10 protein-coding genes are annotated in these 13,033 nt (G+C 64.6%); 4 read left to right on the top strand and 6 right to left on the bottom strand.

Annotated features, from left to right (window positions below):
• The first annotated feature begins 389 nt into the window (after window positions 1-389).
• Window positions 390-2,255 carry an ATP-dependent zinc metalloprotease FtsH gene (gene ftsH, locus NZN28_RS00355; RefSeq protein WP_295394435.1) on the top strand — a complete coding sequence of 622 codons (1,866 nt, stop codon included), beginning with the start codon at window positions 390-392 and terminating at the stop codon, window positions 2,253-2,255.
• Between the two features lie 308 nt (window positions 2,256-2,563).
• On the opposite strand, the gene NZN28_RS00350 is transcribed toward ftsH, so the two are convergent.
• Complete coding sequence (locus NZN28_RS00350; protein ID WP_295394433.1) at window positions 2,564-2,950, bottom strand: winged helix-turn-helix domain-containing protein; 387 nt, start codon at window positions 2,948-2,950, stop codon at window positions 2,564-2,566.
• 569 nt (window positions 2,951-3,519) lie between these two features.
• On the opposite strand from NZN28_RS00350, the gene NZN28_RS00345 reads away from it, so the two are divergent.
• On the top strand, window positions 3,520-5,817 hold the full coding sequence (locus NZN28_RS00345; RefSeq protein WP_295394430.1) for a GNAT family N-acetyltransferase: 2,298 nt from the start codon (window positions 3,520-3,522) through the stop codon (window positions 5,815-5,817).
• Between the two features lie 173 nt (window positions 5,818-5,990).
• Window positions 5,991-6,809, top strand: a complete 819-nt coding sequence (locus NZN28_RS00340; protein ID WP_295394427.1) for a hypothetical protein — start codon at window positions 5,991-5,993, stop codon at window positions 6,807-6,809.
• A gap of 257 nt (window positions 6,810-7,066) precedes the next feature.
• Here NZN28_RS00340 and NZN28_RS00335 read toward each other — a convergent pair whose 3' ends face one another.
• Window positions 7,067-8,098, bottom strand: coding sequence for a pectin acetylesterase-family hydrolase (locus tag NZN28_RS00335; protein WP_295394423.1), 1,032 nt, complete (start codon window positions 8,096-8,098; stop codon window positions 7,067-7,069).
• Window positions 8,099-8,375: 277 nt separating this feature from the next.
• Between NZN28_RS00335 and NZN28_RS00330 the strand changes: the two genes are divergently transcribed.
• Window positions 8,376-8,834 carry a hypothetical protein gene (locus NZN28_RS00330; RefSeq protein WP_295394420.1) on the top strand — a complete coding sequence of 153 codons (459 nt, stop codon included), beginning with the start codon at window positions 8,376-8,378 and terminating at the stop codon, window positions 8,832-8,834.
• A gap of 309 nt (window positions 8,835-9,143) precedes the next feature.
• Here NZN28_RS00330 and NZN28_RS00325 read toward each other — a convergent pair whose 3' ends face one another.
• Genes NZN28_RS00325 through NZN28_RS00310 form a run of 4 tightly spaced genes read right to left on the bottom strand, consistent with a single transcriptional unit; the run spans window position 9,144 to window position 12,960 of the window.
• Window positions 9,144-10,397, bottom strand: a complete 1,254-nt coding sequence (locus NZN28_RS00325; RefSeq protein ID WP_295394417.1) for an ABC transporter permease — start codon at window positions 10,395-10,397, stop codon at window positions 9,144-9,146.
• Window positions 10,394-11,089 carry an ABC transporter ATP-binding protein gene (locus tag NZN28_RS00320; protein WP_295394414.1) on the bottom strand — a complete coding sequence of 232 codons (696 nt, stop codon included), beginning with the start codon at window positions 11,087-11,089 and terminating at the stop codon, window positions 10,394-10,396. The genes NZN28_RS00325 and NZN28_RS00320 overlap by 4 nt, the downstream gene beginning before the upstream one ends.
• Window positions 11,086-12,294, bottom strand: a complete 1,209-nt coding sequence (locus NZN28_RS00315; RefSeq protein WP_295394413.1) for an HlyD family efflux transporter periplasmic adaptor subunit — start codon at window positions 12,292-12,294, stop codon at window positions 11,086-11,088. Before NZN28_RS00315 ends, NZN28_RS00320 begins: the two co-directional genes overlap by 4 nt.
• Window positions 12,295-12,345: 51 nt before the next feature.
• On the bottom strand, window positions 12,346-12,960 hold the full coding sequence (locus NZN28_RS00310; RefSeq protein WP_295394412.1) for a YIP1 family protein: 615 nt from the start codon (window positions 12,958-12,960) through the stop codon (window positions 12,346-12,348).
• Window positions 12,961-13,033: the final 73 nt, after the last annotated feature.

The raw sequence follows: 13,033 nt of genomic DNA, 5'->3' as shown, positions 1-13,033 counted from the left end.
GCTTTGGTTGTTTGTGGCCAATCCAGCCCTATCCCTCCTTGCACCAGACCGGATTGGATTAGGTGAATAGCCTACCAACCGTCGTGGTCACCTCTCCCGCAAAGAGACCTCCCCCACCTACCCCCAACCCCGGCTGCGTTTCTGAAGTTTGCGAAGCGTTCCAGCGAAGACGGATTAAGCAGATAACCACGTGATTTGACTGGTGGGCACCCAGGTTGTTGTTCGGAATCAGGCAGCGCATAAACCTCGCCCCAAGCGGTTTTACACCCCAGAACCCATTCCTCAGTCCAGGATTGAGTACCATATACTCAGGTACGGTGCGTCAGTTCGCCGCGGAGTCGGTGAAGCGAGCATCGCCCGCCCGACGGGCACCCAACGGAGGTCATGGTTTGCCTACTCGTATCAACCCCTGGAGCTTGGTCATCGTCGTCATTCTGGCCTACTGGCTCTTTACCTTATTTGGCAGCAGCAACACCCGCGCCACTGTGTCCTACAGCGATTTCATCGCTTATGTGGAGCAGGGCAAGGTAGCACGGGTGATTTTGCAAGAAGGCCGCATCAACGGCTTCTTCAAGGCCCCGGAGCGCATAGAGGTGGGCAATGCAACCGAAACCACCGACCGTTTTACGGTCATCGCCCTCCCTGCGGGCTTCAGCGACCCCCAGTTCACCAACCTGCTGCGTCAGAATGGGGTCGAAATTACCAACCGCCCCCCGAGCATCTGGCCTCAGTTGCTGTACACGCTCCTGCCCATTCTGCTCCTGATTGGCTTCTGGTGGTTCTTCTTCATGCGCTCACAGGGCGGGGCCGGTCAGGTCATGCAGTTCGGGCAGAGCCGGGCCCGGCTGTATGGCAAGGAGAAGCGGGTCAACACCACCTTCAAGGACGTGGCCGGCCACACCGAGGCCAAGCGCGAGCTGATGGAGGTGGTGGACTTCCTCAAAAACCCGCAGAAGTACATCGCCATCGGGGCCGAGATACCCAAAGGCGTGCTGCTGGTGGGGCCGCCGGGCACCGGCAAAACCCTCCTGACCCGCGCGGTGGCGGGCGAGGCCGGGGTGCCCTTCTTCTCGGTCTCGGCTTCGGAGTTTATGGAGATGTTCGTGGGGGTGGGGGCCAGCCGGGTGCGCACCCTTTTCGAGGAGGCCCGCCGCAACGCCCCGGCCATCATCTTCATTGACGAACTGGACTCCATCGGGCGCAAACGCGGGGCCGGCATCGGCGGCGGCCACGACGAGCGGGAGCAGACTTTGAACCAGATTCTCTCCGAGATGGACGGCTTCGAGAAAGACACCAGCGTAATCGTGCTGGCTGCTACCAACCGCCCGGACATTCTGGACCCGGCCCTGTTGCGCCCGGGGCGCTTCGACCGCCAGGTGGTGATCGGCCTGCCCACCCTGGAAGAGCGCAAGGAAATCTTGCAGGTGCACATGCGGGGCAAGAAGTTTGCCCCCGATGTGGACGTGAACAACCTGGCCCGGCTGACCCCGCAGTTTAGCGGCGCCGACCTCAAGAACCTGGTCAACGAGGCCGCCTTGCAGGCCGCCCGCGAGAACGCCAGCGAGATTACCAACGCCCACTTCCAGACCGCGCTCGACAAAATCATGCTGGGGCTGGAGCGGGGCACCTTGAAGTTGAGCGAGCAGGAAAAGCGGGCCGTGGCCTACCACGAGGCCGGCCACGCCATTGCCGGCGAGGTGCTGCCGTATGCCGACAAGACCGAGAAGGTCTCGATTGTGCCCCGGGGGATGGCCCTGGGGGTGCGCTGGAGCAAGCCCGAGGAGCGCATCCTGATGAGCAAGGAGCACCTCGAGGACACCCTGGCCATGACCCTGGCAGGCCGGGCCGCCGAGGAGCTATTCGTGGGCACCGTGACCACCGGGGCCGCCAACGACTTCAAGCAGGCCACCAGCCTGGCCAAGCAGATGGTGCTCGACTGGGGCATGGGCGACCACTTCAGAAACGTGGCCTGGGGCTCCAACCAGGGCCCCATCTTCCTGGGCGAGGAAATCGCCAAAAAGCAAGACCACTCCGAGGAGACCAGCCGCCTGATTGATGCCGATATCCAGGCCATCCTGGATCGGGCCTACGAAAAGGCCAAGCAGGTGTTGTCAAGCAACGCCGAGGCCATGCACCGCCTGGCCGAGGAGCTGCTGGAGTCGGAGATTGTACAGGGCGAACGGGTGCGGGAAATCATCGCCCAGGCCAAGCAACCCGAAGCCGTAGCCCCAACCGCTTTCAATCCGGAAGTCTGAACCCTCGAGGCTGTTTTTTTTTCATCCCAGGCGCCCCGGCCTGGGATTGGTATTTGTACGCCCTAGAGCGCTCTTCACATATGATGAGCCATTCGAGTTCGAGAAGGTCGGGTTCTGAACAGAACAGTGGCCGCCCATCCGGGCGGCCACGTCTGTGAAGAGCGCAATAAAGAGGAGGGCCCCCCGGTCGGGCAACCGGGGAGCGGTACATGAAGCGTCTGGCATATGTAAGGTAACATATGGCGTATTTTTTGTCAACGCTTTTCACAAAATGCCGCTTTACGTGCAGACTGTTCCAACAAATATGGCTAGATGTCTCTTTTTTTACTAACATCTTGCTTATTCAAGCGTGCGCTCGGCCAGCCGGCGAAAGCCTCGGCAAAGCGGGCCTCGAGAACCTCTTCGGCTCCCTGCACAAAGCGCTGGTATCGCTCCACGAGTTCCTCGGCTTCGGCGGTGAGGGTGCTGCCCCCTCCCCCTTCACCCCCAGAGAAGCGTTGGAGCAGTGGGAAGCCCAGCCCTTCCTCGGCTTTTTTGAGCCTGTTCCAGGCCCCTCGGTAGCTCAGCCCCGCGGCCCTGGCCCCTGCTTTGAGGCTACCCTGCCTGGCCACCGCCACCAGTAAATGCAAGGTGCCCGGCCCCAACAAAAAGTTGCCCGCGTCGGACTCGAGCCAAAACTTCACCTTCAGTCGCATATATCCAGGGTACAGCCTCGCTTCATGGCCCATCAAAGGAGCTTTCCGCGGGGCGCACGGTGCTTTTGCTTTACAGGGGTTCCTGGTTCGTACCATCTTTGCCTGGTGGCTTTGCAGATGGAGGAGCGGTGCGGCGCGAAGCAGGGGTGAGGATGGAGGTGGAGAGCCACTGCCCACCCCCTGCCACCTTGCCGTGTACCCTTTGAAAGTTGCTCAAACGCCTGACCTGGGTATCACTGTTCGGCCCTGCTGGGCAAAGCCAGAGTCCGGAGATTCAATCCAGGTAGGGTTCCGGCAGCGAAGAAGCCCTTATGGCTCACTCGTCAACGCCAAGCAGCAAGGTCATCCTCGCCCTCGATTCCTGGTCGGAGGGCCGTTTCCCAGGGACGCCGCTTTGACTCAACCGGCGTCTGTGCGGGTCGGTCAGCCGCTGGCTGGAAGCCGATGACAGGCCCAGCCACGAAGCGTCTTTGGGTTTTTGTGGGCCCTGCGCCAGGCGAACCGTCCATTTGGGCCGCAGGACAGTCTTCCCGAACAAATGCGGCTATTCTGATATACAGGACGGTTTTATGCCCCAGCGCTACATTCCCCCCCCAACCCCTCAGTACGCCCTCGAGTCCGGCCCCATCCTGCTCAAGGATGGCCGCACCGCCACCCTGAGACCGGCCCGGCCCGAAGACCGGCCCCTATTTGTGGAATTTCTGGAGCGTCTTTCGCCCCAGGCCCGCACCTTCCGGTTCTTCTCCGAAGTGCGGCCCGAGGCCGCTGCCGACCTGCTCCTTCGCAAGCCCCCAGACGAGGACAAAGTGACCCTGGTGGTGCTCTCGGGCGACCCCGAGCGCATCATTGCCACCGGCGAGTACGTGCAGGAAGGGCCGGGCTCCACCTCGGCGGAGGTGGCCTTTCTGGTGGACGACTGGTTTCAGGGGCGGGGCCTGGGTTCGCTGCTGCTCGAGCGGCTGGCCCTGATCGGGGTGCAGCGGGGCATCCGGCGGTTTCATGCCTTCACCCTGGCCGAGAACAAGCAAATGCTGGACGTGTTCAAGGCCAGCGGCTTCAAGGTCGAGGCCCACAACGAATCGGGCGAGGTTGAGGTCAGTTTTGACATCGAACCCAACCCGGAGATGCTGGCCCGCTTCGAGCTGCGCGAGCGGGTGGCCACGGTGGCCTCGCTCCTGCCGGTCTTGCGCCCCAAGGGGGTGGCAGTGGTGGGGGCCTCCCGCGACCCCGGGAGCGTGGGCTACCAGGTGCTGGAGCACCTGGTGCTGAACCGCTTTCAAGGCCCGGTCTATCCGGTGAACACCGCCGCCACCCCGGCGGCAGGCGATGTGCCGGTGGTGGGCTCGATGCTGGCCTACACCTCCATAAAAGCGGTGCCTGGGCCGATTGACCTGGCCGTGCTGACCACCCCCCGGGACAAGGTGCTCGAGGCCGCCGAGGCCTGCGGGCAGCGGGGGGTGCGGGCCTTGATGGTGGTGACCACCGACATGGAGCCTCCCCAGGTCAAAGCCCTGGTGCAGACCTGCCGTCACTACGGGATGCGCCTGCTGGGGCCGGGCTCCTTGGCCCTGATGAGCACCAGCCCGGACGTTCAGCTCTGCGCCGGTCTGGCCCCCCGGCTGCCCCCCCGGGGGCGCATCGCCATGTCGAGCCAGAGCGGGGCGGTGGGCCTGGCGGTGCTGGAGTATGCGCGCGAGATGGGGCTGGGGTTTTCGAACTTCGTCTCGCTGGGGGCCAAGGTGGACATCTCCTCCAACGACCTGATTCAGTACTGGGAGGAAGACCCCGACACCGGGCTGATTCTTCTGTATGTGGAGTCGTTTGGCAACCCCCGGCGCTTTGCCCGCCTGGCCCGCCGGGTGGGGCGAAAAAAGCCCATTCTGGCGGTGCGGCCTGGGCGCGACCCGGTGGTGGAAGCCCTCTTCAAACAGACCGGGGTGGTGCGGGCCGAGAACCTCGAGGAAATGTTCGACATTGCCGCCATGCTGGCCTACCAGCCCCTGCCGGAGGGCCCGCGGGTGGCCCTGCTGAGCAACGCTTCAGGCCCGGCTTACCTGGCCAAGGATGCCCTCGAGGCCGAGGGGCTGAGCGCCGAGGTGCGCGACCTGGGCTCGAGGGCCGCCGCCCAGGACTACCTCAAAGCTGCCCGAGAGCTGCTTCTTGGTGGCTTCAACGCGGTCATCGTCCTGTTCGTTCCGCTGGGCTACGCCGCCTTAGACGAGGTGGCCGAAGCGCTGCGAACCGCGCTCCACGAGGCCCGGCAACAGGGGGTGAACATTCCCGTTCTGACCTGTTTCATGACCGCCGGGCGACCCCGGGTGCGGCTGGGCGAGGAGCTTTTGCCCTCGTATCGCTTCCCCGAATCGGCGGGCAAGGCCCTGGCTGCGGCCTACGCCTACGCCCAGTGGCGCAGGAAGCCGCCGGGAGAGATTCCCGACCACGGGGTGCAAGAAGACGAGGCGCGGGCGCTTGTGGCCGGTGCCAAAGGTCTCTTGAGCGCAAAGCAGACCCAGCAACTGCTCGGATACTTCGGCCTCAAGACCTCGGGGTCCGGCGATGGCATTGCCCTGGCCTTGCGGGTCAGGAGCGACCCCCTCTTTGGCCCGGTGCTGACCCTGGCCCTGACGGGCCTGCCACTCGGGGAGCAACAGCTCGGCATCCGCATCACCCCGCTCACCGACGGCGAAGCCCTGGAAATGCTGGCGCCCCTGGCAGGCAAGGCCCATCTGGAAAGTTTGCAAGACATTCTGCTGCGGGTCTCGAGGCTGCTCGAGGAGTTACCCGAGGTGGAGGGCCTGGAGCTGGATCTGAGGGCCACACCCCAAGGCACCGCCATCTGCCAGGCTCAGGTTCGGGCTCGAACCTGAGGGGTGATCGGGCCTCCTGATGTCCTGGGTCATCTGGCCCTGGCGCTGTGCCCCGGTTTGCCTTGCCATCGGTTCAACCGCTTCGGGGCCTGTGCCACTGGCCCTCGAACAACCGGCAACCCACAAGGTGCGACCTGAACCTTTCTTTTCGTCGAGCTGCATACAATCAGTTTGTGCAGGCCCTCCCCCATCCCCACATCCCGCTGCAAGCCTCCGAGGGCTCGGTGCTTCGGGCCAGGGCCATGCAGACCTACTTGCTGGCCTTGCGGCAGGCCCTCACACGCCATGCCGAGGTGCCGCCCGTGCAGCTAATGGTGCTGAACGAGGCCGACTGGAAGGCCCGTGTCCAACACCCCTACGGCTTTCCCTTTCAGCGCACCAGCCTGAAGGAGGGGCTTTATTTGTTTTTGCCGGCCCGCTACCCCGAGCGCTTTATCTGGCGGCTGCGCGAGGCCCTGGTTCCGGCCATCAAGAAAGCCGGAAAGCCCCCCGGCCAGCCCAGCGATTTTCTGGACCTGAATCTGGGGCACGAGTACGCCCACGCGGTGGCGGTAGCCTGGAAACTGCGCACCCGCGTTCGCTGGGTTGACGAGTTTCTGGCCAACTACCTCTACCTGCTGGCGCTTTACGAAGCCCTGCCCGAGCTGTATCCAAAGACCCGGCAGTGGGGCGTTCTACTCGCCCACCTGACCCCCAGCGAGCCCAGCCTGGGCAGTTACGAAAGCAAGCCCAAGGGGCTTTCCGACCAGCTCTGGTTTCAGGGACAGTTCACCCTCGAGGCCGCCCGGCAGGTGGAGAAAAGCGGAGATGCACTGCTCAAGGGTCTGCTGCACGCAGCGCCCCTTTCCAGAAAAACCGTGCACAAACTTCTGGTCGGTTTGGAGCCCAACCTGCGCGACTGGTTTGCCAGCTTCGCCCCAAGAAAAAAGCCCGCCCCCGAAGCGCTTGGGGACGGGCTGAGCTGGGAAGAATTGGGCGAGAAGTCACCCTAGAGCGCTCTTCACATCTTAGCCATCTGAGTTCGAGAAAGCCTGGTTCTGAACAAAACCGGGGCCGCGGGGTTGGGCGGCCACATCTGTGAACAGCACAATAGAGCGCTCTTCGTAGGTTATGCGCCATTCAACTTCGAGAAAGCTTCGTCCTGGCCAGAGCTGTGGCCCCCGATCCAGACGGGCACGTGTGTTAAGGGCGCGACAAGCAACGGCCCTTCCTCCAAAAAACCTGGATTCTGTTGCTTCAGGCCCAGGGTCTAGCGGGGTGGGGCCACATCGCCAGGTTTTCCGTCCAAGACCAGCTTGCGCACCCAATCGGCAAAGGTTACGTCCCCTACCTTGGTGCTGTAAAACTCGGGCCGCCCGATGATGCAGTGCTGGGTGCCGGGGGCCAGGTAGCTATAGAAGTTGGGGGCGGCCTGCTTGATGGCCGCAAGGTTGGCCAGAGCCCCCTGTGCCCACTGCTGGGCAATTTCGGGGGTGGGGCGCGGCTGGCCCACTATCAGGCTGTAGAAGAACACCTGCACCTCATCCAGCACGGTGCTGTACTGGGCAAAGCTGCGGTTGGGGTAGGCTTTGGCGAAGGCCTGGTACAGGTCGTTGGAACCCAGCTTGGTGGGCTCGAGGCCCCCAATCCAGCCCGGCAGCGCCCCCTGGATGCCCCAGGCTGCCGAGGCAATCGGGAAAAACGACGCGGGGGCTACGCCAAGACCGGCGTCCCCGAGCTGCACCACCCTGGCGTTGGGATAGCGGCGCATAAAGTAGGGCGCCCACATAATGGAACCATACCCTCCCGCACTACAGCCCGTGACCATTACGTTTTGTGGGTTTGGAATGTTGTTGAACACCCAGAGCACTGCCTGCCGGGCATTGACTGCCCCTTTGTGCTGTATGGTCAGATCGCCATAGCGGACGGTGTTGTTGCCCCAGTGCAGGTCGGCGGTGCAGTAGGGCACGAACACATGGGTCCAGTCGCGGAAGGGGTTCTCGGGGTTGTTGCGGTTGAACACCCCCTGCCCGGCTTGCAAGTCCTGAATCTGCAAACGGGGGACATAGAGACGTGCCTGGGGGTTGCAGGTTGCCGCATCCCAGCAGGCCCCGCCCCCCTGAAAGTTGACGATTACCTTGTCGGAAGCCCCCTTCGAAACATAGAAACGCCATGGGGAACCATCGGAGCAGGTCGTAGCCCCTCCCGGACGAATCTCCTGCCAGCCTGCGGGAGCCTGGGTCGCATTCTGCCCCAGCACAAAACCCAAGAGGAAAAGAAAACTAATCCACCAACGCTGCATGTGGCCTCCTTTGATGCCCAAAGTTTACCCCAAGCGATTGTCCCCCAAGCATTGTTTCTGCTCGATTCTCTGACTCCCTGTCATTGAGCAGCCGCTCCTGAAAGGACGGTCGTAAAAGGTGCCGGTTCAAAAAAGGTGAGTTTCAACGGTTGTGGGAAAAGCCCGGGCGTAAGTGCCTGTCAGCCGGGTTCGGCGGCACGAGAAAAGCGCCCACACTCACCCAAATTAAAGGGCTCCTTCAAAAAGGCTCTGATATACTGCCTCGAGGAGGTGAAGCATGCGAAAAATCGTTGTGTTGGTGCTGGTCGCTGTCTTGAGCGGGGCCTTCGCCCAGGGCCGGTTGTTTGGTGAGGTGGCCGGGGGGAATATCAGTCTGGTTCCGGGGTTTAGCCTGGGCGTGCAGGCCCGCATGGGTGCTGAAAATGTCCTGGGCCCTCTGGCCCTGCGGGGCGGATTCTCCCTGTTTACCGGCACGGGAACCGCCTTTGGAATCGGGGCAGACGTAATCTACTTCCTGCGCTCGAGCGGCAGCCCCGACTTCTACTTCGGTGGGGGCCTCGGCCTGGTTTCGTCGGGAGGTACCCTCTTTGGCATCAATGGCAATGTCGGACTCGAGGTTCCCGTAACCCGCGACTTCAACTTTTTCCTCGAGCTGCAACCTGCCCTGCAGTTTGCCGGTGGGAGCAGCAATTTCGTGCTCGGGATTGAGTTCGGGCCGCGCCTCTACTTCCGCTAGAGCGCTCTTGCCAAAATATGAGCCACTCGAGTTCGAGAAAGCCTGGTTCTGAATAGAACAGTGGCCACCGGGAAACTCGAACACATGCGTCTCGGCCCAGACAGAACGCAGACAAGCGTGCCTCACCTCGGTGAGGCACGTCTCTTTGTCCCTTTTAGTTTTCGTGGGCGGGTACGTGTGTGAAGGGCGCGATAGGCCACCAGACCTGCAGAAAGCCCCGCAGAACCGCCGCCGGGAAACTCGATGTACCCCGGCCCAGGCGCATTCTCGTTCTTGAGCGGAGCCGGACGCAGCACTCCAGCCAGCTTTTCATTCGTAGCGAAGCGCCTCGATTGGGTCAAGGGCCGCTGCTCGGGCCGCCGGCCAGACCCCGAAAAACAAGCCCACCAGCGCACTCACGGCCAGGGCCAGCAGTACTGTTGTGGGGCTCAGGATATAAACCTTGAAAAAAGGCACCGTGGCCGTAATCAGCAGGAGCAGGCCCGCTGCCAGCGCCACGCCCAGCACCCCCCCCACCAGGGTGAGCACCACCGCCTCGATCAGAAACTGCTGGCGAATCTGCCCGGAGGTGGCCCCCAGGGCTTTCCGCAGGCCGATTTCGCGGGTGCGCTCGGTCACCGAGACCAGCATGATGTTCATGATGCCAATGCCCCCCACCAGAAGCGACAGGCCCGCAATGGCCCCCAGCAGGGCTTGCAGAATCAGGGTGACCGATTGCAGCGTACCCTGGAAGCTCTCGGTGGATTGCACCTGGTAGCGGCCCTGGCCGTAGCGGCTCTCGAAGATGCGCTGCACCTGGCGGGTGACCTGCCGGGCATCGGCACCTTTCTTGAGGGGTAGCACCACAAAGGCGTACTCGCCCCGGCGTGCGGTGGGCGAGGTGTTCCAGATGAGCTGGATGGGCGCGTAAACCGTTGCGCTCGAGCCAAACCCACCAAAAATGCCGCTGGGCGGCTCCAACACCCCCACCACCGTGAGGTCGAGGCGGGCCCCGCCGGGGTAGTACAGGCGGGCCACCTGCCCCACCGCCTCGCGGCCTGGGAACAGGTCTTTGGCAGCCCGGTCGGAGAGCACCGCCACCGCCAGGCCGCCGCGGGCTTCCGCTTCGCTGAAGTAGCGCCCCCGGGCCAGTTTGTTGGTGGGGTCGAGCCGGGGCAGATCCCCTGGGGTGCCTTGCAACTGCATGGAGCGCCGCTGGCCGGGCTTGCTCTCGTACTGGATGCTGGTGAAAAGCTGGGGAATCACCGTGACCGGCAGGGCCTCCAGGGCTTGCAGGTCTTCCTCGCGGATGGGGGCGGTGCTGAAGTCCTGGCCCTCGTTGAAGTTGGGCTGGACAAAGATGGAGCGGCCCGCGATGGCTTCCAGGTCCTGGGTGATGCCGGCGCTGGCCATCTGGCCCAGCGAGATCATGGCCGTTACCGCAAACACCCCAATCACAATGCCCAGCAGGGCCAGAAAACTGCGGAGCTTGTTGCCCCACAGCGACTCGAAGGCCATGCGGAAGTTCTCCAGCGGGTTCATGGCCGTTGCGTCGGCCCGCGGAGGGTCTCGAGCCGGGTTCATGCCCCACCCCCCTCGGCCAGCCGTCCGTCGCGCAGGCGCACGATGCGCTGGGCCCTCTCCCCCACCTCGGGCTCGTGCGTGACCACCACCAGGGTCTTGCCCTGGCGGTGCAGCACATCGAAGAGTTCCAGAATTTCCTCTGCCGATTTCGAGTCTAGGTTGCCGGTTGGCTCGTCGGCCAGGAGCAGGTCGGGCTCCTGCACCAGGGCTCGAGCGATGGCCACCCGCTGCTTCTGCCCGCCCGAAAGCTCGGAGGGCAGGTGGTCGAGGCGGTCGCCCAGGCCAACCGCCTCGAGCGCTGCTTTGGCCCGCCTAAGCCGCTCGGCGGGCGGCACCCCGCGGTAGACCAGGGGCAGGGCCACGTTGTGCAAGGCGGTGAGGCGCGGCAACAGGAAAAAAGCCTGAAACACGAAGCCCACCCGCCGGTTGCGGATGCGGGCCAGCGCGGCCTCACTCAGGCCCCGCACCGGCTCGCCCCCCAGGCGGTACTGGCCCTCGGTGGGCGAGTCGAGCAGGCCAATGATGTGCATCAGGGTGGACTTGCCCGAGCCCGAAGGCCCCATCAGCGCCACGTACTCCCCAGCCTCGATGCTCAGGTCAATGCCCCGCAGGGCGTGCACCTCCACCGTGCGGCTCCCCGAGCCCGAACGGTAGACCTTGGTCACGCCCTCCATCTGCACCACCGGGGTCATGGACGGGCCTCCGGCGCTACTGGGCGGTAGCTGACCCGGGCCCCTTCCCTGAGGGCCTCGGGCGGCAGCGAGACCAGGAGGCTCGGCTCGGGCAGGCCCTCCACCGCGGCCTGGGTGAGGTTGCGGGCCAGAACCTTCACAGGCTGCTTTCGCACGGTGCGGGTGGTTTCATCCACCCGCCAGACCTGGGCCTGGCCGCCTTCTTCCACCAGGGCCTCGAGGGGCACCTTGAGGGCGCTGGCGAGGCGCAGGGTGGTGATGCGGGCGGTGACGGTCAGACCGGGCCGGGCCAGCGCCTCGGCCTTCTCGTCCAGAAAACGAATGAACACCGGCAGCACCGCACTTCCCCCGGTTCCGGCCACCTCGGCCTGCACCCCCAGGCGTTCCACCTTGCCCAGCAGGGGCTGGCCGGGCGCGGCGTCGAGCTCGAGGCGAACCGGCTGGCCGGGGCGCACCCAGGACACCTCGGCCTCCGGCAGGCGGGCCTGGACCCGCAGGCTCCCGGCTTCCACCAGGCGAATCGAAGAGGCCGCCCCGGCGCTCTCGACCCCCACCAGATAGCCCACGCTCGAGACGGTGCCCGCCACGGGCGCCCGCAGGCTGGCCTGGGCGATGGTGCGCTCGAGCGCAGCCACCTCCGCCCGGCGGGCTTGCAGCTGGGCCGCCAGGTCGCGCTGGGTGCTGGCCCGGGCCTGGCCCAGGCTGGCGAGCTGGGCCAGCAGGTCGGCCTCCTGCCGCATCAGGCGCTCCACCTCGCTTCGAGCCGCCCCGCCCGCTTGCAGCAGTTCCCTGGCCAGGTCAAGGTTGCGCCTGACCTCGAGGAGCTGGTTGTGCAAGCGGGTGCGGTTGCTCTGGTAGTCGGCCTCGGCAGCCTGGGCGCGGGTCTGCAAGGCCTGGAGCGCGGCCTGGGCCGAGCGCAGCTGGGCCTGTTCGCCCGTGGTCTCGAGCACGGCCAGCACCTGGCCAGCCTGCACCCGCTGCCCCTCCTTCACCCGCACCTCGGCCACCCGGCCCGGCCTGGGGAAGGTGAGGGCATAAACCCGCGCCTCCACCGTGCCGGTTGCCCGTACCTCCCGCACAAACTCGCCCCGCTCGGCCCGCACCACCGTGACCGACAAACCCTGCTCGGCCCTGGGGCGCAGCAATCCAAAAAGGGTCAGGCCCAGCGAGAGGGCCACCAGAAGAATCCACACCCAGCGTTTCATCGGCCATGCCTCCAGCGAGTCCGTACGATGCCCCATCAAGCCCGGCCACCCCTAAGGCTGGGCCAGAATGCTCCACAGCATAATGGCCAGCGTAACCCCCGCCACCCCCAGGGTGGCCTGAAGGGCCCGGCTGGGCGCGAGCACCCTGAGCCCCGACCAGATAATCCAGAACGACCAGAAGGTGCCCAGCAGGCCCAGCCCGTACAGCAGCCGGGTTGCGGGCGCGGCCCCCACCAGCTGCTGGTACTCGCGCTGCCAGGCCCGCAGCGCATCCGGGTCGGTTGTCGGCGGCAGGGGCGGTAGGTCTCCGGTGACAGGGAACAGGGCTCCCACCGGAACCAGCACCAGCCCCACCAGCAAGGCCGGTACCCAGGCCCAGCCATAGACTTCCCAGGCCCGGCTGTCCGGCCCGGCCAGGAGGCGCACCAGCAGGCCGCCAAGACCCCACAAAAGGATGCCAAAAATAACTCCCCCTACCAGCGCCAAGACCAGTTGCACCGGCAAGCCCCCCGGCACCCCACTCGGCAACAGGCGTGTCAGCAAAACCTGCCCCAACGACGAGGCCGTCGTGCTGGCGATCACAATGAAAAATGGAGCCGCCAGATCGGGTTTGCGCTCGGCCAGGGCCTCAAAAAAGCGTTGGGTCTGGAACAGAACATCCCACATGGCTCCTACCTCACTCCAGGAAAGTTTGAGTCAAAAGTGTCAGACGCATTGTGAGCGCGGGGGTGGGGCCTGG

This window comes from Meiothermus sp., from assembly GCF_025056915.1.
GTDB lineage: Bacteria > Deinococcota > Deinococci > Deinococcales > Thermaceae > Meiothermus.
This window is presented reverse-complemented; position numbering and strand designations above follow the sequence as displayed.